20 protein-coding genes are annotated in these 25,085 nt (G+C 58.4%); 15 read left to right on the top strand and 5 right to left on the bottom strand.

Translation table 11 applies throughout. The features are described 5' to 3' along the window. The first annotated feature begins 23 nt into the window (after positions 1-23). Positions 24-1,772: a lipid A ABC transporter ATP-binding protein/permease MsbA gene (gene msbA / locus GF111_RS03855; protein WP_047727931.1), complete on the top strand. Its 1,749-nt coding sequence runs from the start codon at positions 24-26 to the stop codon at positions 1,770-1,772. Continuing rightward, complete coding sequence (lpxK, locus tag GF111_RS03850) at positions 1,772-2,752, top strand: tetraacyldisaccharide 4'-kinase (protein WP_147190067.1); 981 nt, start codon at positions 1,772-1,774, stop codon at positions 2,750-2,752. The genes msbA and lpxK overlap by 1 nt, the downstream gene beginning before the upstream one ends. 2 nt (positions 2,753-2,754) lie before the next feature. On the opposite strand, the gene GF111_RS03845 is transcribed toward lpxK, so the two are convergent. Further along, on the bottom strand, positions 2,755-4,161 hold the full coding sequence (locus GF111_RS03845) for a VOC family protein (RefSeq protein WP_047727926.1): 1,407 nt from the start codon (positions 4,159-4,161) through the stop codon (positions 2,755-2,757). Positions 4,162-4,686: 525 nt separating this feature from the next. On the opposite strand from GF111_RS03845, the gene GF111_RS03840 reads away from it, so the two are divergent. The 6 genes from GF111_RS03840 to GF111_RS03815 all read left to right on the top strand — a co-directional run bounded on the left by GF111_RS03840 (position 4,687) and on the right by GF111_RS03815 (position 8,949). Next, positions 4,687-4,896, top strand: a complete 210-nt coding sequence (locus GF111_RS03840) for a cold shock domain-containing protein (protein WP_019454537.1) — start codon at positions 4,687-4,689, stop codon at positions 4,894-4,896. Between the two features lie 222 nt (positions 4,897-5,118). Next, positions 5,119-5,340 carry a cold-shock protein gene (locus tag GF111_RS03835; RefSeq protein ID WP_004928241.1) on the top strand — a complete coding sequence of 74 codons (222 nt, stop codon included), beginning with the start codon at positions 5,119-5,121 and terminating at the stop codon, positions 5,338-5,340. Positions 5,341-5,453: 113 nt separating this feature from the next. Further along, positions 5,454-6,680, top strand: a complete 1,227-nt coding sequence (locus GF111_RS03830; protein ID WP_038880800.1) for a winged helix-turn-helix domain-containing protein — start codon at positions 5,454-5,456, stop codon at positions 6,678-6,680. A 297-nt stretch (positions 6,681-6,977) separates the two neighbouring features. Beyond that, a complete protein-coding gene (locus GF111_RS03825) occupies positions 6,978-7,160 on the top strand; it encodes a Trm112 family protein (protein WP_004928237.1) in 183 nt (60 codons plus the stop codon). Then, positions 7,157-7,906 carry a 3-deoxy-manno-octulosonate cytidylyltransferase gene (gene kdsB, locus GF111_RS03820; protein ID WP_038880803.1) on the top strand — a complete coding sequence of 250 codons (750 nt, stop codon included), beginning with the start codon at positions 7,157-7,159 and terminating at the stop codon, positions 7,904-7,906. Before GF111_RS03825 ends, kdsB begins: the two co-directional genes overlap by 4 nt. Before the next feature lie 146 nt (positions 7,907-8,052). Continuing rightward, positions 8,053-8,949, top strand: a complete 897-nt coding sequence (locus GF111_RS03815) for a YcbJ family phosphotransferase (RefSeq protein WP_038880806.1) — start codon at positions 8,053-8,055, stop codon at positions 8,947-8,949. Positions 8,950-8,956: 7 nt separating this feature from the next. Here the strand turns inward: GF111_RS03815 and elyC are convergent, their stop codons facing one another. Next, positions 8,957-9,730, bottom strand: a complete 774-nt coding sequence (gene elyC / locus GF111_RS03810) for an envelope biogenesis factor ElyC (protein ID WP_038880809.1) — start codon at positions 9,728-9,730, stop codon at positions 8,957-8,959. A gap of 152 nt (positions 9,731-9,882) precedes the next feature. On the opposite strand from elyC, the gene cmoM reads away from it, so the two are divergent. The 7 genes from cmoM (at position 9,883) to GF111_RS03775 (ending at position 20,611) form a co-directional block, all read left to right on the top strand. After that, positions 9,883-10,668, top strand: a complete 786-nt coding sequence (gene cmoM / locus GF111_RS03805; protein ID WP_015377334.1) for a tRNA uridine 5-oxyacetic acid(34) methyltransferase CmoM — start codon at positions 9,883-9,885, stop codon at positions 10,666-10,668. After that, positions 10,665-11,987 (top strand): chromosome partition protein MukF, encoded by a 1,323-nt coding sequence (mukF, locus tag GF111_RS03800; protein WP_004928228.1) that lies wholly within the window; start codon positions 10,665-10,667, stop codon positions 11,985-11,987. Before cmoM ends, mukF begins: the two co-directional genes overlap by 4 nt. Then, positions 11,968-12,696 carry a chromosome partition protein MukE gene (gene mukE / locus GF111_RS03795; RefSeq protein WP_033637863.1) on the top strand — a complete coding sequence of 243 codons (729 nt, stop codon included), beginning with the start codon at positions 11,968-11,970 and terminating at the stop codon, positions 12,694-12,696. Before mukF ends, mukE begins: the two co-directional genes overlap by 20 nt. Continuing rightward, positions 12,693-17,141: a chromosome partition protein MukB gene (gene mukB / locus GF111_RS03790; protein WP_060434201.1), complete on the top strand. Its 4,449-nt coding sequence runs from the start codon at positions 12,693-12,695 to the stop codon at positions 17,139-17,141. The genes mukE and mukB overlap by 4 nt, the downstream gene beginning before the upstream one ends. Before the next feature lie 220 nt (positions 17,142-17,361). Continuing rightward, on the top strand, positions 17,362-19,170 hold the full coding sequence (gene ldtD / locus GF111_RS03785) for a L,D-transpeptidase (protein ID WP_071605332.1): 1,809 nt from the start codon (positions 17,362-17,364) through the stop codon (positions 19,168-19,170). 180 nt (positions 19,171-19,350) lie between these two features. Continuing rightward, on the top strand, positions 19,351-19,899 hold the full coding sequence (locus tag GF111_RS03780; protein WP_025302289.1) for a YcbK family protein: 549 nt from the start codon (positions 19,351-19,353) through the stop codon (positions 19,897-19,899). Positions 19,900-19,963: 64 nt separating this feature from the next. Then, entirely contained in the window at positions 19,964-20,611 is a 648-nt protein-coding gene (locus tag GF111_RS03775; RefSeq protein ID WP_038880818.1) for an MBL fold metallo-hydrolase, read from the top strand. Positions 20,612-20,683: 72 nt separating this feature from the next. On the opposite strand, the gene GF111_RS03770 is transcribed toward GF111_RS03775, so the two are convergent. The 3 genes from GF111_RS03770 to asnS all read right to left on the bottom strand — a co-directional run bounded on the left by GF111_RS03770 (position 20,684) and on the right by asnS (position 24,945). Continuing rightward, complete coding sequence (locus tag GF111_RS03770; RefSeq protein WP_019454526.1) at positions 20,684-21,874, bottom strand: amino acid aminotransferase; 1,191 nt, start codon at positions 21,872-21,874, stop codon at positions 20,684-20,686. A gap of 244 nt (positions 21,875-22,118) precedes the next feature. Further along, positions 22,119-23,243, bottom strand: coding sequence for a porin OmpC (ompC, locus tag GF111_RS03765; protein WP_304622125.1), 1,125 nt, complete (start codon positions 23,241-23,243; stop codon positions 22,119-22,121). 301 nt (positions 23,244-23,544) lie between these two features. Further along, positions 23,545-24,945: an asparagine--tRNA ligase gene (asnS, locus tag GF111_RS03760; RefSeq protein WP_038874233.1), complete on the bottom strand. Its 1,401-nt coding sequence runs from the start codon at positions 24,943-24,945 to the stop codon at positions 23,545-23,547. Positions 24,946-25,085: the final 140 nt, after the last annotated feature.

The following is a 25,085-nucleotide window of genomic DNA, read 5'->3' as shown; positions in this document are numbered from 1 at the left end:
TTTCTTCCGATGCTGGTATTTGCATGATGAATGATAAAGATCTCTCGACCTGGCAGACGTTCCGTCGACTCTGGCCGATGATCACTCCTTTTAAGACCGGGCTGATTGTGGCCGCCATTGCGTTGATTATGAACGCAGCGGGGGACACGCTGATGCTGTCTCTGCTTAAACCGCTATTGGACGATGGGTTTGGAAAAACCGACAGCAGCGTGTTGGTGTGGATGCCGCTGGCGGTGATTGCGCTGATGCTGATGCGCGGCGTGACCAGCTTTGTTTCAAGCTACTGCATTTCCTGGGTTTCCGGCATGGTGGTGATGCAGATGCGCCGCCGCCTGTTTGGCCACATGATGAGAATGCCGGTGGCCTTCTTCGATCAGCAGTCTACCGGGACGCTGTTGTCGCGCATTACCTATGACTCCGAGCAGGTGGCCTCCTCCTCTTCCAGCGCCCTGGTGACCGTGGTGCGTGAAGGGGCCTCGATCATTGGCCTGTTCATCATGATGTTCTACTACAGCTGGCAGCTGTCGGTGATCCTGATCGTGCTGGCACCGATCGTCTCCATCGCCATTCGCCTGGTGTCCAAGCGTTTCCGCAACATCAGCAAGAACATGCAGAACACCATGGGGCAGGTGACCACCAGCGCCGAGCAGATGCTGAAAGGCCATAAAGAAGTGCTGATCTTCGGTGGCCAGCAGGTGGAAACCGAGCGCTTTAACTCGGTCAGCAACCGCATGCGTCAACAGGGCATGAAACTGGTCTCCGCGTCTTCGATTTCCGATCCGATCATTCAGCTGATCGCTTCGCTGGCGCTGGCGTTCGTGCTGTTTGCCGCCAGCTTCCCAAGCGTGATGTCAACCCTGACCGCCGGTACCATTACCGTGGTGTTCTCGTCGATGATCGCGCTGATGCGCCCGCTGAAGTCGCTGACCAACGTCAATGCCCAGTTCCAACGCGGGATGGCGGCATGCCAGACGTTGTTCTCCATTTTGGATATGGAACAGGAAAAAGACACCGGCACCCGCGAAGTGAAGCGTGCGAAAGGCGATATCGAATTCCGCAACGTTACCTTCTACTACCCGTCCAAGGAAACGCCGGCGCTGCGTGATATCAACCTGAAAATCGCCGAAGGCAAGACCGTCGCATTGGTGGGCCGTTCCGGTTCGGGAAAATCCACCATCGCCAACCTGTTGACGCGCTTCTACGATATCCAGGAAGGCGAAATCCTGATGGATGGCCACGATCTGCGCGAATATACCCTGGCCTCACTGCGTAATCAGGTGGCGCTGGTCTCGCAAAACGTGCATCTGTTCAACGACACTATCGCCAATAACATCGCCTATGCGCGCGAGAGCGAATACAGCCGCGAGCAGATTGAGAAAGCGGCCGAAATGGCGTACGCGATGGACTTCATCAACAAGATGGAGAACGGCCTGGATACGGTGATCGGTGAGAACGGCGTAATGCTGTCCGGCGGCCAACGTCAGCGTATCGCCATCGCGCGTGCGTTACTGCGCGACTGCCCGATCCTGATCCTGGATGAGGCGACTTCTGCGCTGGATACCGAGTCCGAACGTGCCATCCAGGCTGCGCTGGACGAGTTGCAGAAGGACCGTACTTCGCTGGTGATCGCGCACCGTCTGTCGACGATTGAGAAGGCGGACGAGATCCTGGTGGTGGAGGACGGCCGCATCGTCGAACGCGGCGAGCACGCCGAATTGCTTGAGCGACAGGGCGCCTATGCGCAACTGCACCGCATGCAGTTTGGTCAATAATGATTGAGCGCATCTGGTCCGGCGGTTCGCTGCTTTATCTGGCGCTGCTGCCGTTCTCCTGGCTGTATGGCCTGCTCAGTTGGCTGATTCGCCTCAGTTATCGCTGTGGCCTGCGCAAAAGCTGGCGCGCGCCGGTGCCGGTGGTGGTGGTGGGCAACCTTACCGCCGGCGGCAACGGCAAAACGCCGATGGTGATCTGGCTGGTGGAACACCTGCAGCAGCGGGGCTATCGCGTTGGCGTGGTTTCGCGCGGCTACGGCGGCAAGTCGGCGGTCTATCCCCTGGTGCTCAATCAGAATACCTCGACCCGCGAGGCGGGGGATGAGCCGGTGCTGATTTATCAGCGCACCGGCGCGCCCGTGGCGATCGCGCCCAAGCGAGCCGAGGCGGTGCAGGCCTTGCTGCAACAACAGCCGCTGGATGCGATCATCACCGACGACGGCTTGCAGCACTATGCCTTACAGCGTGACTTCGAGCTGGTGGTCATCGACGGCGTGCGCCGTTTCGGCAATGGTTGGTGGTTACCGGCCGGGCCGATGCGCGAGCGTGCCGCGCGGCTTGGCAGCGTCGATGCGTGCGTCGCCAATGGCGGCGTGGCACAGGCGGGGGAGATTGCCATGCGCCTGCAGGCGCGTGACGCGGTGAACCTGCTGAGCGGTGAACGTCGCCCGGCAGCCGAGCTGCCGCGCGTGGTGGCGATGGCGGGGATCGGTCATCCGCCGCGTTTCTTCGCGACGTTGGAAAAGCTGAACGTCGAGGTGGTGCTGGAAGTGGCGTTTGCCGATCATCAGGAATATCAGCAGCCGCAGCTGACGGGGCTGGTTACCGCAGAGCAAACGCTGCTGATGACGGAGAAGGACGCGGTGAAGTGCCGCGCCTTTGCCCAGCCTAATTGGTGGTATTTACCGGTTGATGCGGTGTTACCGTCCGCTCAGGCTGAGCAACTGCTGCAGGATATCGAATCTCTGCTGACCAAGTAACCTCAGGATGCCAGCGTGACAAGCCCCAGGGCTTGCGCGCAGGCTTCCAGCGAACGCTGCTGGGTTTGCTGATACAGCGCCAGCTCGTCGATCACCTCACTGCCCAACGCTTGTTCAAACGCAGCCCGGCTGGAAGCGGCGTTGTACTGTGCGTGGCGGCTGTCCCCCAGATTTGACTGGAAAATCCCCGCTGCGCTGACCGGCAGAAAATCTTCATACACCAGCGGCTGGAAGCGAACGTGTTCTTTCTCGAGCAGTTGCTCCAGGGTACTGTGCTTATCCAGCGACTCTTTGGCCGCCAGGCCGCATTCGGTCGGGAAATAGCGGAACCAGGCCAGCTGTTGCTCGCGCAGCGTGGCGTAATCATCCGGAAACGCCCGGAAGTTTTCCTCCAGCAGTTGGTAGTAGCGCTCGGCGTTCTTCTCGCTTGGCGGTGCCTGCAGCGCATCGTTGGTCGCCTGCAGCAGGCGGTCGTAGAGTGCGCGCCCTTTAGGCGTCAGTGCCACGCCGCGCTGTTCGATCTCGCCGAAGCGCGCGGTATGGTGACCGGCGATGGCGTGGCCGTCGTGCTCAACGAAATCGACGCTTTCTTCCAACGCCTTGAAGCTGGTCTGGCGCAGCAGGATTGCACGGCGGCGGCGCGGCGGGCCCTCGATGACCGCTTTGGGCGTAATGCCGCGGCCGGGCATTGCCTGTTGAACGCGATCGATATCCAGCGTGCGCGGCGTCAGGTGGTTGATATGCGGCCCTTTAAACGCCACGACGTCGGCGATCAGGCGATGCTGATCGTGCAACTGCCGGTATTCTTCGGCGCTGACCGTCGCCTGATTGTGCCAGCGGAAGGTTTCCAGCGCTTGTTCGACAAATTCCTGCGCCTGCGCTGCATTCAATCCGCCTTGCGCTTCCTGCAGCGCGATCAGTTCCAACGCGCGATCGGTAAAGATGCGGCGGCGCGCCAGCAAGCGCTCGGCCAGCTCACGCAGCGCGGGATCTTCTATCAGTTCCAGGCGCAGCAGGGAGGTGAACACGCGGAAAGGACTGATCTGCAGCGCGTCTTCATGTACGGCGCGAAAAGCGGTGGAGTGCACCGGAACGCCCGCTACCGACAGGTCATAGTAACCGACCGGCGCCATGCCCATCACCCGGAACAGGCGGCGCAGGGTGGCCAGCTCGCCTGCAGTGCCGACCCGGATTGCGCCGTGGCGCTCCATGGCGAGGCGTTCTATCTCGCCGGTGATTTGCAACTGATGAGCCAGAGCGGCGTCTTCGCGCAGAACCTGTCGATTGGTTTCCGCCACCAACTCCAGCAGATCGCCGTACAGCGGTACCTCCTTTTGGTACATGTCCGACATCGCGTGGGAGAATCTGGCGCGGATTTCATTAGGTGAAACGAACTGCTGGGCGGTCATGCGCATAGCTCCTTGATTCAGCATAATCTGAAAAATCGTGTTTTTAGCGGCAAAAGTGCTGGCGAAAAAGTCGTCTGCCTTGTTTTCCCCTCAAGTTTAGCCATCTGATTTGGGATTTGTTATAGAGGCGCCAAGCATATTAGAGTTTTATGCGTTAGCTCTCATTTGCAGCGCACAGACGGACAAATGATGCGCCGGCCTGGGGGAAGAGGCGGTGGATGGGCTGCGAAGAACGGTAAATTAATTCATGTGTATTCAGGGGGATAAAAATAAATTCGGCGTAATGGCGAATTTAATGCAATAAACCTCTTGTGCATTCACCAGATTTATGAGTAAATGCAAGTCGGCCTGTAATCCAGACCTATTTATGTTCGAGTTTAGAGTTAAGCAGTTCCTCCAAAAACGTTATCATCCGATTCCGCTTCAAAGACGAACCTTCTAAGTGCCTCCCATAAGTAATGTTTCTGAAATGGCCCCAATTGCCTCTTATGGCAGGTTTTGTAAATATATTTAAAGGTAAATGTAATGTCTAAGAAGACTGGTCAGGTTAAGTGGTTCAACGAAAGCAAAGGTTTTGGTTTCATTGAGCAGAACGACGGCGGCAAAGATGTATTCGTACACTTCTCCGCAATCATGACCGACGGTTTCAAGACCCTGGCTGAAGGCCAGCGCGTCGAGTACACCATCCAGGACAGCCCGCGCGGGCCGGCTGCCGCCAACGTAGTTGCTCTGTAAGATTACAGGGAACGCGTATAAGAGATCTTAATACAACCATGGTGACGCTTTAGCGCCGAGTCATGCGGAAGATATTAAGTTCAACAAGCCCGCCTTAGTGCGGGTTTTTTATTTTTTTGCTCACGAGAGGTTTGTTACGAAAAACTTTAGGATGGGCTGGTAGCGTCCAGAAAATATAAAAAATGACGTTGTCAAGGATGCTCAAGTAAAAGGATATAAGTTATGTTTAAAAATACTGTGTTAAAAATGGGCCGCGTGAAATGGTTTAATCAGGCCGAAGGCTATGGTTTTATTTCACCGGTAGATGGCAGCGACGAAATCTATGTCAATCGCAACGCTATCGCCAACACCAAAAATAAGTCGTTGAACGAAGGTCAGAACGTTGAGTTCTCGATCTATCGCAGCTCGCATGGGCTGTCCGCAGCAGACGTTATCGCGTTCTGATCGCATCCTCCTTCCTCGCCAGTGCCGGTGTCGCCACCCGCAAGCACTGGCGAAGATAAATCCCTCGATATCCACTATTATCAGGCCACTGCCTACTTGCCACGGATATCAGGATGACCACCCCGATAATTTCCCTTACCGCTGCTCGCGCGCTGCACCTTGCCGCCCAGGGGCTGCTTTCTCCGCTTAAACGCCAGGCTAAGCCCGATGACGTCGTGAGCGCGATCCAGCGCATGGGGCTGTTACAAATCGATACCATTAGCGTCGTCGCCCGCAGCCCGTATCTGGTGCTGTTCAGCCGTTTGGGCGCCTATCAGTCGGAGTGGCTGGAGCAGGCGCTTGCCGGCCGCAAGCTGTTCGAATATTGGGCGCACGAAGCCTGTTTCCTGCCGATTGAGGATTTTGGTTTGCTGCGGCACCGCATGCTGGCGCCTCATGATATGGGCTGGAAATATTCAGCCGACTGGGTGCAGCAGCACCAGGCGGCGATGGACAGCCTGCTGCGGCACATCGAACAACAGGGGCCGGTGCGCTCCGCCGATTTCAGCGCCGAGAAAAAGGGCAACAGCGGATGGTGGGACTGGAAACCGGAGAAACGACACCTGGAGATCCTGTTTACCGCCGGCAAGCTGATGGTAGCCGAACGCCGCAACTTCCACCGGGTTTACGATCTGACCGAAAGATTGCTGCCGGCCTGGGACGATGCGCGTCATACGCTGCCTGCGGAGCAGGCGCGCAGGCAGATGCTGCGCCGCACCTGCCGCTATCTGGGTATCTTTCGCGCTGAATGGTTGGCAGATTACTATCGGCTGAAACGCGTGGCGCCAAAAGCCTTGCTGGCAGAGCTGCAGGAGCAGGGGGAGATTACGCCAGTGCAGGTAGAGGGGCTGGAAGGGCCGTTCTATGTGCATGAATCTCTGGCGGAACTGCTGCCGCTGGCGGAACAGGGCAAACTCAAATCGACGGTCACCAGCCTGCTCTCCCCCTTTGACCCGGTGGTATGGGATCGGCGCCGGGCGCTGGAGCTGTTCAACTTTGACTATCGGCTGGAGTGTTATACGCCGAAAGAAAAACGCCGCTATGGGTACTTCACCCTGCCGGTGCTGCACCGCGGTGAGCTGGTGGGGCGCATTGACGCCAAGGCGCACCGTCGCCAGGGGGTGTTCGAGATCATCAGTTTCCATGCGGAGCCGCAGGTGCGCTTCGGCAAACAGCGGGCGCAGGATATCCGGCAGGCCATCGCGCGTACGGCCAAATGGCACGGTGCGCAACGCGTCGCGCTGGGCGACATTCCGGCGGCGTTGGCCGCTGAATGGGGGGCCGGCTGGGAAGTGGGATAACGAACGACGCCGTCGGTGGGTAAAACGAAGTTCAGCGCCGCTCGTTACAAAGGGGCTCAGTGGCTGAAGTTAGCGAACAGAGCGATGATTTTATGCAGACGTTTGATCACGTATCACGGACTTTTTTTGTGATTTACATCACAAAATTCTACGCCGGGATGCGCCCCAGTTCAAGCTGTTGCCCCCGCGCGATGAGGAAATATCGGTGGGTTGGCGCCACCGGTGATTAACCTGAGGCCGGGCGTTATGCTATCCTCACAGCCTTTCCCAGATGACCTATCCCCTTACGGAGGATGCATGGACCACCGTTTACTCGAAATCGTTGCCTGCCCGGTATGCAACGGCAAACTCTATTTCAATAAAGAAAACCAGGAACTGGTGTGCAAAGCGGACGGGTTGGCTTACCCGCTGCGCGATGGCATTCCGGTGCTGTTGGAAAATGAAGCGCGTGCGCTGTCGCTGGATGAGAAGCACGCATGAGTTTTATCGCTATTATTCCCGCCCGCTACGCCTCGACCCGTTTGCCGGGTAAACCGCTGGCCGATATTCACGGCAAGCCGATGGTGGTACACGTGATGGAGCGCGCCCGCGAGTCCGGCGCCAGCCGCGTCATCGTGGCGACCGATCATCCTGAAGTCGCCAAAGCGGTGGAAGCCGCCGGCGGCGAAGTGTGCATGACCAGCCCGGATCACCATTCCGGCACCGAGCGGCTGGCGGAAGTGATCGCGCACTACGGCTTTGCCGACGACCAGATCATCGTTAACGTGCAGGGCGACGAACCGCTGATCCCACCGGTGATCGTGCGTCAGGTGGCGGAGAACCTGGCGGGCAGCCAGGCCGGCATGGCGACGTTGGCGGTGCCGATCGAGAGTGTCGAAGAGGCTTTCAACCCCAACGCGGTGAAGGTCGTGATGGACGCGCAGGGCTACGCGCTCTATTTTTCACGCGCCACCATTCCGTGGGACCGTGAACGTTTCGCCGCGTCGAAAGAGAGCATCGGCGACAGTCTGCTGCGTCATATCGGCATCTACGCGTACCGCGCCGGCTTCGTGCGTCGCTACGTCAGCTGGGCGCCGAGCCAGCTGGAACAGATCGAGCTGTTGGAACAGCTGCGCGTGCTGTGGTACGGTGAAAAAATCCACGTGGCGGTCGCGAAAGCGATCCCGAGCGTGGGGGTCGATACGCCGGAAGATCTCCAGCGCGTGCGCGACAGCATCCAACCCTGAGCCTGAGTTCGTCGGCGCGCCGCGCAACGCGCCGACGATGCAATCCCCATGATTGTTCCCCGTTTTGTTGATCTGCGTTGAAGAATTTTTCCGCTCACCGTTCGATGATGTTACATCCCCCCTTATTAGCCTGAGGTGAATGCCTTATGGAGCAGTTACGCGCCGAACTGAGCATTGTGCTGGGTGAGTCCATCAGCCGGCTGGAGCGGGTGAGCGAGCAGCCTTATGCGCATATGTATTCGCTGTACGATCGGCAGGGCAACGCGATCCCGCTGATGGCGAAAAGCTTTATCTGTCAAGGCATCGCCCAGCAGGAGGCTTACAAGCTGTCGATGCTGGCGCGCGACGGGGATATTCGGCTGCCCACGGTGTACGGCGTGGTGTGTACTCAACAGACGCCGTATAAGGAAATCCTGCTGATCGAGCGCCTGCGCGGCGTGTCGGCTGAAGCGCCGACGCGCTCGCCGGATCGCTGGAACATGCTGATGGAACAGATCGTTGACGGGATATTGGCCTGGCACCGCATCGACAGCCACGGCAGCGTCGGCAGCGTTGACAGCACGCAGGAGAACGACTGGTTTTGCTGGTATCAACAGCGGGTCGAAGTGCTGTGGGCGACGGTAGTCAATCTCACCACCCCGCAGCTGACCATGGCGGATCGGCGTTTGCTGTACCGCACGCGCGAAACGCTGACCCATTTCTTCGTCGGCTTCGACGATCCCTGTGTTCTGGTGCACGGTAACCTGTCGCTGCGCAGCATGCTGAAGGATCCCAAAAGCGATCAGCTGCTGGCGATGCTTAATCCCGGCGTGGTGCTGTGGGCGCCGCGCGAATACGATCTTTTCCGCCTGTGCGAGGCGGGTATGCCCAGCCAACTGCTATTCCGCTATCTGCAGCGCGCGCCGGTCGCCGACGCTTTCCTGGCGCGGCGCTGGCTGTATGTGGTGTGGGAAGCGGTAGGGCGCTTGGTTCATACCGGCAAGCTGGAGCGGCGGCCGTTCGACTATGCGTCGCAACAGCTGCTGCCCTGGCTGGCCGGTTGAACGGGCCTTACTCGGCGCCGGCGCGATCCGCGCCTTTCAGCCACTGCCACAGGCTGCCCAGCGTTTCATACCAGGCACGTTCGGTATGGCCGAGGAACATCGAGGACGGTGTGGCGCGATCCCAGATATTCAGCGGCGAGTCGATCGCCAACTGGTTGGCCGGCGCCGGGATCGGGTGCAGGCCTTTCGCCTCGAAGAAGCGCATGGCGCGCGGCAGATGGTTGGCGGAGGTCACCAGAATGAACGGTTGCTCGCCGACCAACTTGGCGACCTGAGCGGCTTCTTCCTCGGTATCGCGCGGTTCCCTCAGGATCACCATATCGCTGCGCGGCACGCCCAGGCTTTCGGCCACCAGCGCCGCCGTGGCGGCGTTGCTTTGCATGCTTCCGGCGGATGCGCCGGTAAACACCATTCTGGCGCCGGGGTGTGCAAGGTAAAGCCGCACGCCTTCCGTCACGCGCGGCAGGCTGTTGCCGAGCAAATTCGAGCTGGGCGCCCAATCGGGATTGTAGGTATAGCCCCCGCCCAACACCACGATGTAACTGACCGGATCGTTGCCGCGATAAGTCTGGTATTGGGCTTCGATCGGCCGCAGCAGCCGGTCGGCCACCGGCTGCAGGCTGAAAAGCAGTAAAAACAGCCAGCTCAGCGTAAAAATCGTCTTACCGCTTTTTTGCCAGCGGGTGAACCACAGCAGCAGCAGCGCCAGCCCCATCAGCAGCATCAACAGCGGCAGCGGCATCAGCATGGCGCCAAAGAACTTTTTCAGGTTGAACAGCATCGAAAATCAGATCCTTTTGGGTGAAAAATCGGCATCCAGGCATAAACCGGCCGCAAGAAGATACATTCTAAGCCAGTCTGTGCCAAAATAGCAGGTTTGAATAGGCGTGCGCTTTGCCGCCGACAAGAATGGGATCAGCGGAGCCGTTGTCCATGCAGGATCGCAATTTTGACGATATTGCTGAAAAATTTGCGCGTAATATTTACGGCACCACGAAAGGAAAAATCCGCCAGGCGGTGGTTTGGCAGGATCTGACCGGGTTGCTGGCGCAGTTGCCGCAGCGGCCGCTGCGCATCCTCGACGCCGGGGGCGGTGAAGGCCATATGGCCTGCCAGCTGGCAGAATTAGGACATCAGGTGTTGTTGTGCGATCTTTCTGGTGAGATGATCCAGCGCGCCGCGCAGCTGGCTGAGCAGAAAGGTGTGAGCCAGAACATGCAATTCGTACAAAGTTCTGCGCAGGATATCGCTCAACATTTGGAACAGCCGGTTGATCTGATATTGTTTCATGCAGTGCTTGAATGGATCGCCGAGCCCGAAGCGGCGCTGCAGGCGTTGTATGACTGCCTGACGCCGGGCGGCGCGCTGTCGCTGATGTTCTTCAACGCCAACGGCCTCTTGATGCGCAACGTGGTGTTGGGTAATTTCCAACTGGTGGATCCCGAGGTCAGGCGGCGCCGCAAGCGTTCGCTGTCGCCGCAATATCCGCACGATCCGCTATTGGTCTACGGTTGGCTGGAACAGCTGGGCATGCGCATCGGCGGCAAAACCGGCGTGCGGGTGTTCCACGACTATCTGCAGAGCAGACAGCTGCAAACACAAAAATTTGAAGAGTTACTGGCGCTTGAACAGCACTATTGCCGGCAGGAGCCGTACGTGAGTTTGGGGCGCTATATTCACGTCATGGCGCATAAACCAAACCTGAAGGACGAACTATGAGTGAATTTTCCCAGACAGTACCCGAACTGGTCGCCTGGGCACGGAAAAATGATTTCTCTATTTCGCTCCCTACGGAGCGTCTCGCATTTCTGCTCGCCATCGCCACCCTGAACGGCGAACGGCTGGACGGCGAGATGAGCGAAGGTGAGCTGGTTGATGCATTTCGCCATGTCAGCAAGGGTTTTGAACAGACGCATGAAACGGTGGCGATGCGCGCCAACAATGCGATCAACGACATGGTGCGCCAGCGCCTGTTGAACCGCTTTACCAGCGAACTGGCGGACGGCAACGCGATTTACCGCCTCACGCCGCTGGGTATCGGCATTACCGATTACTATATTCGCCAACGCGAATTCTCCACGCTGCGTCTGTCGATGCAGCTGTCGATCGTGGCGCAGGAACTCAAGCGCGCCGCCGACGCCGCCGACGAGGGCGGCGACGATTTCCATTGGCACCGCAACGTGTTCGCGCCGTTGAAATATTCGGTGGCGGAAATCTTCGACAGCATCGACATGACCCAACGCGTGATGGACGAGCAGCAGCAGAGCGTGAAAAACGACATCGCGGCGCTGCTGAGCAAAGACTGGCGGGCGGCGATCTCCAGCTGCGAGATGCTGCTGTCGGAAACCTCGGGCACCCTGCGCGAGCTGCAGGATACGCTGGATGCGGCGGGCGATAAGCTGCAGGCCAACCTGCTGCGTATCCAGGACGCGACCCTCGGCAACGTGGAGCTGGGCTTTGTCGACAAGCTGGTGTTCGATCTGCAAAGCAAGCTTGATCGCATCATCAGCTGGGGCCAGCAGGCGATCGACCTGTGGATCGGCTACGATCGCCACGTACATAAATTTATCCGTACCGCTATCGATATGGATAAAAACCGCGTGTTCGCCCAACGCCTGCGCCAGTCGGTGCAAACCTATTTCGACCACCCGTGGGCGCTGACCCATGCCAATGCCGATCGCCTGCTGGACATGCGCGACGAAGAACTGGCGCTGCGCAGCGAGGAAGTGACCGGGGAACTGCCGCCGGATCTGGAGTTCGAAGAGTTCAGCGAAATTCGCGAACAGCTGGCGGCAATGATCGAAGAGGCGCTGAAGGTGTATCAGGAACAGCAGATGCCGCTCAACCTTGCAGCGGTGATGCGCGATTATCTGGCGCAATATCCGCGTGCGCGTCATTTCGACGTGGCACGCTTAGTGGTCGACCAGGCAGTGCGCCTCGGTGTGGCTGAAGCAGATTTCTCAGGGTTGCCGGCGGAATGGCAGGCAATCAATGATTACGGAGCCAAGGTCCAGGCCCATGTCATCGACAAATATTGAACAAGTAATGCCAGTCAAGCTGGCCAAGGCACTGTCCAACTCGCTGTTCCCGGCGCTGGACAGCCAACTGCGCGCGGGTCGTCACATCGGTATCGATGAGCTGGACAACCACGCCTTTTTAATGGATTTCCAGGATGAGCTGGAAGAATTTTACACCCGTTACAGCGTCGAGCTGATTCGGGCGCCGGAAGGTTTCTTCTATTTGCGCCCGCGCTCCACCACGCTGATCCCGCGTTCGGTGCTGTCCGAGCTGGATATGATGGTCGGTAAAATCTTGTGTTACCTGTATCTCAGCCCCGAGCGCCTGGCGCATGAGGGCATTTTCAGCCATCAGGAGCTGTACGACGAGCTGCTGAGCCTGGCCGATGAGAACAAGCTGCTGAAGTTCGTCAACCAGCGCTCCACCGGCTCGGATCTCGATCGGCAGAAGCTGCACGAAAAGGTGCGTACCTCGCTGAACCGCCTTCGCCGCCTCGGCATGGTCTACTTCATGGGCAATGACAGCAGCAAGTTCCGCATTACCGAGGCGGTGTTCCGCTTCGGTGCCGACGTGCGCAGCGGCGACGATCCGCGTGAAGCGCAGCTGCGCATGATTCGCGACGGCGAGGCGATGCCGGTTGAAACCAGCCTGTCGCTGAACGATGAGAATGAGGCTGAGGATCAGCAGGTTGATAACGCTCCTGACGGTGCAGAGGATGAACAGGAATGATTGAACGCGGTAAATTTCGCTCGCTGACGCTGGTTAACTGGAACGGCTTCTTCGCCCGCACCTTTGATCTGGATGAGCTGGTGACCACGCTGTCCGGCGGTAACGGGGCAGGGAAATCCACCACCATGGCGGCCTTCGTCACCGCACTGATCCCCGATCTGACGCTGCTGCACTTCCGTAACACCACCGAAGCGGGCGCCACCAGCGGCTCGCGCGATAAAGGCCTGCATGGCAAGCTGCGCGCCGGCGTGTGTTACTCGACTCTCGACGTCGTCAACTCGCGCCACCAGCGCGTGGTGGTGGGCGTGCGTCTGCAGCAGGTGGCGGGGCGCGATCGCAAGGTCGACATCAAACCGTTCACCATCCAGGGCCTGCCGACCGCGGTGCAGCCGACCGAGCTGCTGACCCAGACCGTGGGTGAGCGCCAGGCGCGCGTGCTGTCGTTGCAGGAGCTGAAGGATCGCGTGGAAGAGATGGAGGGGGTGCAGTTCAAGCAGTTCAACTCCATCACCGATTACCACTCGCTGATGTTCGATCTGGGCGTGATCCCGAAGCGTCTGCGTTCGTCCGCCGATCGCAGCAAGTTCTACCGTCTGATTGAAGCGTCGCTGTACGGCGGTATTTCCAGCGCCATCACCCGCTCGCTGCGCGATTACCTGCTGCCGGAAAACAGCGGCGTGCGCAAGGCGTTCCAGGACATGGAAGCGGCGCTGCGCGAAAACCGCATGACGCTGGAGGCGATTCGCGTCACCCAGTCGGACCGCGATCTGTTCAAACATCTGATCTCCGAGGCCACTTCCTATGTGGCGGCGGACTATATGCGCCACGCCAACGAACGCCGCATCCATCTGGACGGCGCGCTGGCGCTGCGCAGCGATCTGTTGGGCAGCCGCAAGCAGCTGGCCGCTGAACAGTATCGCCATGTGGAAATGGCGCGTGAGCTGAGCGAACAGAGCGGTGCCGAATCCGATCTGGAAACCGATTACCAGGCCGCCAGCGATCACCTGAATCTGGTGCAGACGGCGATGCGTCAGCAGGAGAAGATCGAACGCTATGAAGCCGATCTGGAAGAGCTGACCTACCGTCTGGAAGAGCAGAACGAAGTGGTGGCCGAGGCGAGCGAGCAACAGGCCGAAAACGAAGCGCGCGCCGAAGCGGCCGAGCTGGAAGTGGATGAGCTGAAGAGCCAGCTGGCCGACTACCAGCAGGCGCTCGACGTGCAGCAGACCCGCGCCATTCAGTACCAGCAGGCGCTGCAGGCGTTGGAGCGCGCACGCGCCCTGTGCCAACTGCCGGATCTGACTGCAGATAACGCCGAACAGTGGCTGGACACCTTCCAGGCCCGCGAACAGGAAGCGACCGAAGCGTTGCTGATGCTGGAACAGAAGCTGAGCGTGGCCGACGCCGCGCATGGCCAGTTCGAACAGGCCTATCAGCTGGTGGGGAAAATCGCCGGCCAGGTCAGCCGCAGCGAAGCCTGGCAGTGCGCGCGCGAATTGCTGCGCGACTGGCCTTCGCAGCAGCACCTCGCCGAGCGCGTTCAGCCGCTGCGCCTGCGCCTGAGCGAACTGGAACAGCGTCTGCGCTCGCAGCAGGACGCCGAGCGCCTGCTGCAAGAGTTTTGCAAACGCCATGGCCAAGAGTACCAGCCTGACGATCTCGATATGCTGCAGCAGGAGCTGGAAGAGCGCCTGGAAGCGCTGTCGCAGAACGTCAGCGAAGCCGGCGAACGCCGCATGGAGATGCGCCAGGAGCTGGAGCAGATCCAGCAGCGCATCCGTGAGCTGACGGCGCGCGCGCCGGTGTGGCTGGCGGCGCAGGACGCCCTGGGCCAGCTCAGCGATCAGAGCGGAGAGCCGCTGGAAAACAGCCAGCAGGTGACCGAATACATGCAGCAGCTGCTGGAGCGCGAGCGTGAAACCACCGTCGAGCGCGACGAAGTGGCGGCCCGCAAACGTGAAGTGGAAGCGCAGATCGAACGTCTCAGCCAGCCGGGCGGCGCGGAAGATCAGCGCCTGGTCACGCTGGCCGAACGTTTCGGCGGCGTGCTGCTGTCGGAAATTTACGATGACGTCACCATCGACGACGCGCCTTACTTCTCGGCGCTGTACGGCCCTTCGCGCCACGCTATCGTGGTGCCGGATCTGTCGCTGGTGCGTGAGATGCTTGAAGGGCTGGAAGATTGCCCGGAAGATCTTTACCTGATCGAAGGGGATCCGCAGTCGTTCGATGACAGCGTGTTCGCCGTCGAAGAGCAGGACAAAGCGGTGGTGGTGAAGATCGCCGATCGCCAGTGGCGTTACTCCCGTTATCCGGAAGTGCCGTTGTTCGGCCGCGCGGCGCGCGAAAACCGTCTGGAAGTGCTGCATGCCGAGCGTGAAACGCTGGCGGAGCGCTACGCCACGCTGTCGTTCGACGTGCAGAAAACCCAGCGCTCGCACCAGGCTTTCAGCCGCTTTATCGGTACCCATCTGGCGGTGGCGTTCGACGCCGACCCGGAAGCGGAGATCCGCGGCCTGAACGCCCGTCGTGGCGAGATCGAACGTGCGCTGAACAATCACGAAGCGCAGAACCAGCAGCAGCGTCAGCAGTATGAACAGGCCAAAGAGGGCATTTCCGCGCTCAACCGCCTGATGCCGCTGGTGTCGTTGCTGAACGATGAAACGTTGCAGGACCGCGTCGACGAGATCCGCGAAGAGCTGGAAGAAGCGCAGGACGCCGCGCGTCATATCCAACAGCACGGCGTGTCGCTGGCCAAGCTGGAACCGCTGCTGTCGGTGCTGCAGAGCGATCCGCAGCAGCATGAACAGCTGCAGCAGGACTACGCGCAGGCGCAAAGCGTGCAGCGTCAGGCTAAACAGCAGGCGTTCGCGCTGACTGAAGTGGTGCAGCGTCGCGCGCACTTCAGCTACACCGACTCTGCCGGCATGCAGAATGCCAACAACGATCTGAACGATAAGCTGCGCCAGCGACTGGAGCAGGCGGAAACCGAACGCGCCCGCGCCCGTGAGCAACTGCGTCAGTATCAAACCCAGTTCACCCAGTACAGCCAGGTGCTGGCCTCGCTGAAAAGCTCGTACGACGCCAAGCGCGACATGCTGAAAGAGCTGAGCCAGGAGCTGGTGGACATCGGCGTGCAGGCCGACGCCAATGCCGAAGCGCGCGCCCGCGCGCGTCGCGACGAACTGCATGCGGCGCTGAGCAACAACCGCGCTCGCCGCAATCAGCTGGAGAAACAGCTGACCTTCTGCGAAGCCGAAATGGACGGCCTGCAGAAGAAACTGCGCAAGCTGGAACGCGATTATCATCAGCTGCGCGAGCAGGTGGTGACCGCCAAGGCGGGCTGGTGCGCGGTGATGCGCCTGGTGAAAGACAACGGCGTGGAACGCCGCCTGCACCGCCGCGAGCTGGCGTATATGGATGGCGACGAGCTGCGCTCGATGTCGGATAAGGCGCTCGGTGCGCTGCGTCTGGCCGTGGCAGATAACGAACACCTGCGCGACGTGCTGCGCCTGTCGGAAGATCCGAAGCGGCCGGAGCGTAAGATTCAGTTCTATATCGCGGTGTACCAGCACCTGCGCGAGCGCATCCGTCAGGACATCATCCGCACCGACGATCCGGTCGAGGCCATCGAACAGATGGAAATCGAGCTGGGCCGTCTGACCGAAGAGCTGACCGCGCGCGAGCAGAAGCTGGCGATCAGTTCGAAAAGCGTGGCCAACATCATTCGCAAAACCATTCAGCGCGAACAGAACCGCATTCGCATGCTGAACCAGGGGCTGCAGGCCGTTTCCTTCGGCCAGGTGAAGAGCGTGCGCCTGAACGTCAATGTGCGCGAAGCGCATGCCACCCTGCTGGACGTGCTCTCCGAGCAGCAGGAACAGCATCAGGATCTGTTCAACAGCAACCGTCTGACCTTCTCCGAAGCGTTGGCCAAGCTGTATCAGCGCCTGAATCCGCAGATCGACATGGGGCAGCGCACGCCACAGACCATCGGCGAGGAGTTGCTGGACTACCGCAACTACCTGGAGATGGAAGTGGAGGTATACCGTGGCTCCGACGGCTGGCTGCGTGCGGAAAGCGGCGCGTTGTCTACCGGTGAAGCCATCGGTACCGGGATGTCAATCCTGGTGATGGTGGTGCAGAGTTGGGAAGAAGAATCCCGCCGCCTGCGCGGTAAAGACATCTCGCCGTGTCGCCTGCTGTTCCTCGATGAAGCGGCGCGTCTGGACGCCAAGTCGATCGCTACGCTGTTCGAACTGTGCGACCGTCTGGAGATGCAGCTGATCATCGCGGCGCCGGAAAACATCAGTCCGGAGAAGGGCACCACCTATAAACTGGTGCGTAAAGTGTTCCAGAACCACGAGCATGTGCACGTGGTGGGGCTGCGCGGTTTCGCCGGCGAGCCGCCGGCGCTGGGTACTGCGCCGGTTGAAACGCCGTAACGCAGAAAAACGCCCTAAAAATCCGAAAATAGCCGCCGCAGGGTGGCTATTTTTTTGTGCGCGTGGATGATAGTCCTGCTTTTTTATCCGTTGAAAAGCGGTTAGTTTAATCACATAAACAGTTATTCGACGCCCGCAGGGCGAAACGGCCTTTCTGTTTGTATACTGAAACTATATGCAGTTTTTGACGTTTTTTTTGTGAGCATACAGGGGGCAAGGGATGTTGCTTAAAAAGGGAAACTCTCTACGACGTTTGGCGCTGAGTGGCGCTATCGCCTGTAGTCTTGTGTCGTCGTTTTCCGCATCGGCTACCGTCACGGCGTTGCCGGTGGCATCAGCAGGCATGTCCGTTGCGCAGAGCCGTTCTGAGCTGCTGGCCGCGTTGCCGCGCGGCATGGATTTGCACTACCTTTCCACGTTGGCACCGCTGTATGCGGCGAATCACATGCAGCCGATGTGGCAGGATCGCGAAGCCGTTCAGCAGTTTCAGCAGCAGCTGGCCGAACTGGCGATGTCCGGCGTGCAGCCGCAGTTTACCCAATGGGTGAAAATGTTGACCGATCCGGCGCTCAGTGAAGCGGGCCGCGATGCGGTGCTGTCCGATGCGATGCTGGGCTATTTACAGTTCGTCTCTGCCATCGGTGCCAACGGCAACAACTGGCTGTACAGCAATATTCCCTACAAGCTTGGCTTGCCGCCCACCGCGGTGATCAACCAATGGCAACTGGCGGTGCGCCAGGCGCGTACCCTGAGCTATGTGAATTCGCTCGCGCCGCAGCATCCGCAATACGCCAAGATGCATCAGGCGCTGCGCGACATGCTGGCGGACAATCGTCCGTGGCCACAGGTGGGCAGCGGCCCGAGCCTGCGCCCAGGCCAAATGAGCAACGATATCCCGGCGCTGCGTGAGATCCTGACGCGTACCGGCATGCTGGCTGCCTCGGCGCCGGAAGCGGAGCCGGAACCGGCGGTGGTCTCGGCGAAGAGCAATGAGCCCGACGATGGCGGGCTGACGGTAGACGAAGAGAAAAGCCGCGTGACGGTCAGCCCATCGGCGGCGCCGGTAACGGAGTTGACTGCGGAGCAGACGCCGCCGCAGATTGGCAGCGTGGTGAGCGACAATCTTTATACCAATGAGCTGGTGGAGGGCGTCAAGCGCTTCCAGAAATGGCAGGGGTTGACGGCGGACGGCGTGATCGGCGTGCGCACCCGTGAGTGGCTCAACGTGTCACCGAAAACCCGCGCCGCGCTGCTGGCGCTGAATATCCAACGCCTGCGAATTTTACCGGGGCATGTCGGCACCGGCATTATGGTGAATATTCCCAACTACTCGCTGACCTACTACCAGAACGGCAATGAAGTGCTGTCTTCCCGCGTGATCGTCGGGCGGCCGAGCCGTAAGACGCCGCTGATGAGCAGCGCGTTGAACAACGTGGTGGTCAACCCGCCGTGGAACGTGCCGACCACGCTGGTGCGCGAGGACATTGTGCCGAAGGCGATGCGCGACGGTAATTACTTCCAGAAACACGGCTATACGGTACTGTCGGGTTGGAGCAACGATGCGGAAGTGATCAACCCGGCGATGATCGACTGGAGTATGGTTTCTGCGCGCAACTTCCCGTACCGCGTCCGTCAGGCGCCGGGTGCCACCAACTCGCTGGGGCGCTTCAAGTTCAATATGCCGAGCTCGGACGCCATCTACCTGCACGATACCCCGAACCACAGCCTGTTCCAGAAAGATATCCGCGCACTCAGCTCCGGCTGCGTGCGGGTGAATAAGGCTTCCGATTTGGCGAATATGCTGCTGCAGGACGCCGGCTGGAACAACAGCCGCGTGTCTTCCACGCTGAAAGAGGGGAATACCACTTATGTGAATATTCGCCAGCGTATTCCTGTAAAACTGTATTATCTGACCGCCTGGGTTTCGGATGACGGCCAACCGCAATTCCGTACAGATATTTACAATTATGATAATACGGTGCGATCGGGCGCACAAATTTTGGCTCAGGCCAAAAAATTAATGCAGTAAATGCAGTAATTATAAATAAATAACGGTCAGAATGTTTGGCTATACCGCAGGCCCTCGTCGCCGGGGGCCTGTAAACCTAGGCGTATCGCGGGTTGACTCAGCATACGCAGGCGGTTATGGTTCGGACAGTGCGCTGCTTTGTGCATTTATTTTGACATTCTTGCCGGGTTTAATAGAGTCATGGACAAAATTGATCATCACCGCCGTAAATGGCTGGCGCTAGGTGGCGCCGCTATGGGCATAGCGCTGCTTCCAGGGCAGGCGTTTGCCAGTCTTTCCACCGCTCGACCGCGTATTTTAGTGCTGAATAACCTGAATACCGGTGAATCTATTAAAGCCGAGTTCTTTGACGGCAAAGGATACAATAAAGAAGAGTTGGTGCGGCTAAATCATCTGTTCCGCGATTATCGCGCCAACAAGGTTAAATCGATCGATCCCCGCTTGTTTGATCACCTCTATCGCCTGCAGGGGCTGCTGGGCACCAGCAAGCCGGTGCAGCTGATCTCCGGATACCGTTCCGTAGATACCAACAACGAACTGCGTGCGCATAGTCGCGGCGTGGCCAAGCACAGCTACCACACCAAAGGCCAGGCGATGGATTTCCATATCGAAGGCATCCAATTGAGTAATATACGTAAAGCGGCGTTAAAAATGCGCGCCGGTGGTGTAGGATATTACCCACGTAGCAACTTTGTACACATCGATACCGGCCCGGTTCGGACCTGGTAATCGCTGTGCCATCAGTGAATAACGCCGCCCCTTGCGGACGCGGCGTTATTGTCGTTGGAGCCTTATGAAATACCATCTTATTCCCGTTACCGCCTTTAGCCAGAATTGCAGCCTGATTTGGTGCGAAAACACGCAGCAGGCGGCGTTGGTCGATCCCGGCGGTGAAGCGGAGAAAATCAAAGCGGAAGTCGCGCGGCAGGGGGTGACGATCACTCAGATTCTGCTGACGCACGGCCATTTGGATCACGTCGGTGCGGCGGCGGAGCTGGCGGACCATTATCAGGTGCCGATCTACGGCCCGGATAAAGAAGACGCGTTTTGGCTGGACGGTTTGCCGGCGCAGAGCCGGATGTTTGGACTGGAAGAGTGCGCGCCGCTGACGCCGACCCGCTGGCTGTCGGAAGGCGATGAGATGCAGGTGGGTGAGATGACGCTCAAGGTGCTGCACTGTCCAGGGCATACGCCGGGCCACATCGTCTTTATCAATGAGCAGGCGCGTTTGGCGCTGGTGGGCGACGTGCTGTTTAACGGCGGCGTGGGGCGCAGCGACTTCCCGCGCGGTGACCATCAGGCGCTGATTGCCTCTATTCGTACCAAACTGTTGCCGTTGGGCGACGACATGCGTTTTATTCCTGGCCACGGCCCGATGTCGACCTTCGGTCACGAGCGCCAGACCAACCCGTTCCTGCGCGAAGAGCCGGCGGTGTGGTAACGATTATTTCCCGGCAGGAAAAATCAAGGGGCGCATAGAGCGCCCCTTTTTTTATGACCTGCGTCGATGCTTTTAGAGCACGGCGACGATGGCTTCACAGAGCGGCGCCATGTTGTCCGGCGTCATGCCAGCCACGTTCACCCGGCCTGAGTTAACGGCGTAGACGCCGAACTCTTCGCGCAGACGCAGCACCTGTTCTTTGGTCAGGCCGCTGAACGAGAACATGCCGTTCTGCTGGATGATGAAGCTGAAGTCCTGCTGTGCGCCTTTCTCCTGCAGGGTGTTCACAAACAGCTGACGCATGCGGTGAATACGCTGGCGCATGTCGGTCAGTTCCTGCTCCCACATCGCGCGCAGCGCGTCGTTGCCCAGAATAGTGGCCACCACGGCCGCACCGTGTGACGGCGGGTTGGAATAGTTGGCGCGAATCGCCGCTTTCACCTGGCTGAAGGCGCGATCGGCGGTTTCGGCATCGGCAGCCACAATGGTGCAAGCGCCGACGCGCTCATTGTACAGACCGAAGTTTTTCGAGTAGGAACTGGCGACGATCAGCTCTTTATGTTTGGCGGCGAAAATACGCAAGCCCTGCGCATCCTCTTCCAGTCCATTGGCGAAGCCCTGATAAGCGAAGTCGAACAGCGGCAGCCAGCCGTTGGCGACGGAAAGTTCGGCCAGCTGCGCCCACTGCTCCGCCGTTGGATCGATACCGGTCGGGTTATGGCAGCAGCCGTGGAACAGCACCACATCGCCGGCCTGCGCCTGTTTCAGGCTGTTCAGCAGGCCGTCGAAATCCAACGCGTGGTTGGCGGCGTCGTAGTAGGCGTATTCCAGCACTTCCAGGCCCACGGCGCTAAAGACGTTCTTGTGGTTCGGCCAGCTTGGGTTGCTAATCCAGATGCGTTTGGCGCTGGTCTGGTTAGCGATAAAGTCTGCCGCCACGCGCAGGCCGCCGGTGCCGCCTGGCGTCTGTGCGGTGCGCGCGCGACGATCGGCGACGATCGGGCTCTCTTTGCCGAACAACAGTTCTTGCGTGCAGCTGGCGAACGCCGGGATGCCCTCAATACCGAGATAGTTTTTGGTGGTCTCATTTTCCAGCAGATACTGCTCAGCTTTTTTTACGCTGGTCAGCACCGGGGTTTTACCGGTTTCGTCTTTATAAACGCCAATCCCTAAATTGATTTTATTCGGGCGGGCGTCGGCGCGGAAAATGTCGGTCAGGCCCAGTATCGGGTCGGCGGGTGCGGCGGTGATTTTTTCAAACATGTCAGGTGCTTCCAAATCTCGGAGTTAAGCAGACAGAAGCATCAGGGTAACGCCAGTTACCGGCTTTGCCAACCGTTTGCGATAAAAACACCGCGATCTTGCGAAGGGGGAGTATTAGGCAGAAAAAATGATGGGGAAGGAGAAATTGGCAGGATAAAAAATTACCGGCTGACACAAACAAAAACAGGGCCGAAGCCCTGTTTTTTAACTTAGCCGACGGTAAACCGCCGTTAAGCGAGACAACTTAGAACTGGTACACCAGACCAACAGCTACGATATCGTCAGTAGCGGTGCCGGTTGCTTTGGTGAACGCGTTGTCATCCAGCAGGTTGATTTTGTAATCAACGTAGGTGGACATGTTTTTGTTGAAGTAGTAAGTGGTACCAACAGAAACATATTTAACCAGATCCTGGTCAGAACCCGCGCCTGGGACGTTCAGGTTTTTACCTTTAGACTGCAGGTAAGACACTTCTGGACGCAGACCGAAGTCGAACTGGTACTGAGCAGTCACTTCGAAGTTCTGAGTTTTGCTGGCGAAACCGCCGCATTTTTCAGAAGCAGCACAGGTGTTAGTGAAGTCACCGCCGCCGAATGGAGTCATGTTACGGGTTTCTGCGTACATGGCCGCCAGGTAAACGTTGTTGGCGTCGTATTTCGCGCCCACGGTCCATGCGTCAGCCTTGTCGCCACGCTCGTTGGAACGCAGTTTCTGATCGTCGGTACGGTTGGAAGAAGCGTATGCAGCGCCGAAGCTTACGCCTTCGCCGATGTCATAAGTAGAGGAGATACCCCAGCCGTCGCCGTTCTGTTTCTTAACGTTACGACCGTCGTTCTGGTTCTTGCCCTGGTATTGCAGAGCGAAGTTCAGACCGTCAACCAGACCGAAGAAGTTGTTGTTACGATAGGTCGCAACGCCGTTGGTACGGCCGGTCATGAAGTTGTCGGAGTAGGTGTAGGTATCGCCACCGAACTCTGGCAGCATATCGGTCCAGCCTTCCACGTCGTACAGTACGCCGTAGTTACGGCCGTAGTCGAAGGAGCCGTAGTCAGCGAATTTCAGACCGGCAAAGCCCAGACGGGTTTTGGTGCCTTCGGTGCCCTGAGACTCGGAGTGGTTGGACTGAACGTTGTATTCCCACTGGCCGTAACCGGTCAGTTGGTCAGTAATCTGGGTTTCACCTTTGAAGCCAAAACGAACATAGGTCTTATCGCCGTCATTATCTTTGTCTTTGGAGAAGTAGTGCAGACCGTCAACTTTGCCGTACAGATCCAGCTTGTTGCCGTCTTTGTTGTAGATTTCAGCTGCGTTTGCTGCACCAGCAGCCAACAGAGCCGGGATAACCACTGCAAGAATGTTGCGCTTCATCATTATTACCCTCATTGGTGTTATTCGGACACCTTTGCCACTGCCGCCAATAATTCTTTGGGAACTATTGTTGATAGATTGGTGTCGTCCTGTGTCTGAACGCAGTGTTCCATTCACAGGCGGGTTAATCTAGGACGAAAATGATACCAATGTTCCAATCGGGTTGCAAAAAGAAAATATATGTAACCAAATGTAATTTTTAGGGAGCTTTGTGACGTGCGTCAATATTAAAAAATGCGAAAGGCCAGCGATGCTGGCCTTTGTTTTGTAACGAAATCGTTTAAAAAACGTTTGATCGTATAAATTAGAAGCTTGCGTTACGTGGCGTGCGTGGGAATGGAATCACATCGCGCACGTTTTGCACGCCGGTGACATAGGCGATTAAACGTTCAAAGCCCAGGCCGAAACCGGAGTGCGGCACGGTGCCGTAGCGGCGCAGATCGCGATACCACCAGTAGTCTTCTTTATTCAGCCCCATCTCTTCCAGACGCTGGTCGAGGACGTCGAGGCGTTCTTCACGCTGCGAGCCGCCGATGATTTCGCCGATGCCCGGTGCCAGAACGTCCATGGCCGCGACGGTTTTGCCGTCTTCGTTCATGCGCATATAGAACGCTTTGATGTCTTTCGGGTAGTTTTTCACCACCACCGGCGCCTGGAAGTGTTTCTCAGCCAGGTAACGTTCATGCTCGGAAGAGAGATCGATGCCCCAGGAAACCGGGTTTTCGAAGGTTTGGCCCGAGGCCAGCAGGATCTCGATGGCGTCGGTGTAGTCCACTTGAGCGAAATCGGAAGAAACGAAACGCTCCAGACGAGAGATTGCGTCTTTATCCACGCGCTCGGCGAAGAATTTCAGGTCATCGGCACGTTCATCCAGCACCGCCTGGAACACATACTTCAACATGCTTTCGGCCAGGCCGGCAACGTCGTCCAGCGTCGCGAAGGCCACTTCCGGCTCGATCATCCAGAATTCTGCCAGATGGCGGCTGGTGTTGGAGTTTTCGGCGCGGAAGGTTGGGCCGAAGGTGTAAACCTTGGACAGCGCACAGGCGTAGGTTTCGCCGTTCAGCTGGCCGGAAACGGTAAGGAAGGCTTCTTTACCGAAGAAGTCTTCGCTGAAGTCGACGGTGCCCTTGTCGGTGCGCGGCAGGTTTTCCAGATCCAGCGTGGACACGCGGAACATCTCGCCGGCGCCTTCGGTATCGGAGGCGGTGATCAGCGGGGTGGACACCCAGAAATAGCCGTTTTCATGGAAGAAGCGGTGGATCGCCTGCGCCAGGGTATGACGCACGCGCGCCACGGCGCCAATCAGGTTGGTGCGCGGGCGCAGGTGGGCCACTTCGCGCAGGTATTCGATGCTGTGGCGTTTGGCCGCCATTGGGTAAGTGTCCGGATCGTCGACCCAGCCGACCACTTTGATCGCGGTGGCCTGCAGTTCGAAGCTCTGGCCTTCGCCCGGTGAGGCGACGACCTTACCGGTCACTTCAACCGAGCAACCGGTGGTCAGGTGCAGTACTTCATCCTGATAATTCGGCAGAGAATTATTAACGACGGCCTGTAACGGATCAAAGCAGGAACCGTCATAGACGGCCAGGAAGGAGATACCAGCTTTTGAATCTCTCCGGGTACGTACCCAGCCGCGTACGGTGACTTCACTGTCAACCGCAGCACGACCTTGCAGTACGTCGACTACAGGCACTACGCTCATAGATTTCTCTCTTTAATAATTTGGTTTAGAAATAGCTTACAACCCAAGAATATGGGGGTAATGGCTATGTTACTTGCCGCGGTGCAGAGCACAAGCAGAAATCATCGGATTGGCGCAACATTTATCGTGGCTGGCTGAAA

Source organism: Serratia sp. HRI, assembly GCF_010119335.3.
In the GTDB taxonomy this organism is placed as follows: Bacteria; Pseudomonadota; Gammaproteobacteria; order Enterobacterales; family Enterobacteriaceae; genus Serratia; species Serratia nevei.
Note: the sequence above shows the minus strand (reverse complement) of the source record. Positions and strands in the feature narration are given on the sequence as shown.

What these genes read in the sequence shown, in the direction of transcription:
- GF111_RS03835 (WP_004928241.1), top strand. Translation starts at nt 5,119, where the DNA reads ATGTTTAAAAATACTGTGTTAAAAATGGGCCGCGTGAAATGGTTTAAT.
- GF111_RS03845 (WP_047727926.1), bottom strand. Translation starts at nt 4,161, where the DNA reads ATGACCGCCCAGCAGTTCGTTTCACCTAATGAAATCCGCGCCAGATTC.
- GF111_RS03815 (WP_038880806.1), top strand. Translation starts at nt 8,053, where the DNA reads ATGGAGCAGTTACGCGCCGAACTGAGCATTGTGCTGGGTGAGTCCATC.
- lpxK (WP_147190067.1), top strand. Translation starts at nt 1,772, where the DNA reads ATGATTGAGCGCATCTGGTCCGGCGGTTCGCTGCTTTATCTGGCGCTG.
- cmoM (WP_015377334.1), top strand. Translation starts at nt 9,883, where the DNA reads ATGCAGGATCGCAATTTTGACGATATTGCTGAAAAATTTGCGCGTAAT.
- GF111_RS03840 (WP_019454537.1), top strand. Translation starts at nt 4,687, where the DNA reads ATGTCTAAGAAGACTGGTCAGGTTAAGTGGTTCAACGAAAGCAAAGGT.
- ldtD (WP_071605332.1), top strand. Translation starts at nt 17,362, where the DNA reads ATGTTGCTTAAAAAGGGAAACTCTCTACGACGTTTGGCGCTGAGTGGC.
- GF111_RS03830 (WP_038880800.1), top strand. Translation starts at nt 5,454, where the DNA reads ATGACCACCCCGATAATTTCCCTTACCGCTGCTCGCGCGCTGCACCTT.
- GF111_RS03770 (WP_019454526.1), bottom strand. Translation starts at nt 21,874, where the DNA reads ATGTTTGAAAAAATCACCGCCGCACCCGCCGACCCGATACTGGGCCTG.
- msbA (WP_047727931.1), top strand. Translation starts at nt 24, where the DNA reads ATGATGAATGATAAAGATCTCTCGACCTGGCAGACGTTCCGTCGACTC.
- asnS (WP_038874233.1), bottom strand. Translation starts at nt 24,945, where the DNA reads ATGAGCGTAGTGCCTGTAGTCGACGTACTGCAAGGTCGTGCTGCGGTT.
- mukB (WP_060434201.1), top strand. Translation starts at nt 12,693, where the DNA reads ATGATTGAACGCGGTAAATTTCGCTCGCTGACGCTGGTTAACTGGAAC.
- GF111_RS03775 (WP_038880818.1), top strand. Translation starts at nt 19,964, where the DNA reads ATGAAATACCATCTTATTCCCGTTACCGCCTTTAGCCAGAATTGCAGC.
- ompC (WP_304622125.1), bottom strand. Translation starts at nt 23,243, where the DNA reads ATGATGAAGCGCAACATTCTTGCAGTGGTTATCCCGGCTCTGTTGGCT.
- GF111_RS03780 (WP_025302289.1), top strand. Translation starts at nt 19,351, where the DNA reads ATGGACAAAATTGATCATCACCGCCGTAAATGGCTGGCGCTAGGTGGC.
- GF111_RS03825 (WP_004928237.1), top strand. Translation starts at nt 6,978, where the DNA reads ATGGACCACCGTTTACTCGAAATCGTTGCCTGCCCGGTATGCAACGGC.
- kdsB (WP_038880803.1), top strand. Translation starts at nt 7,157, where the DNA reads ATGAGTTTTATCGCTATTATTCCCGCCCGCTACGCCTCGACCCGTTTG.
- mukE (WP_033637863.1), top strand. Translation starts at nt 11,968, where the DNA reads ATGTCATCGACAAATATTGAACAAGTAATGCCAGTCAAGCTGGCCAAG.
- elyC (WP_038880809.1), bottom strand. Translation starts at nt 9,730, where the DNA reads ATGCTGTTCAACCTGAAAAAGTTCTTTGGCGCCATGCTGATGCCGCTG.
- mukF (WP_004928228.1), top strand. Translation starts at nt 10,665, where the DNA reads ATGAGTGAATTTTCCCAGACAGTACCCGAACTGGTCGCCTGGGCACGG.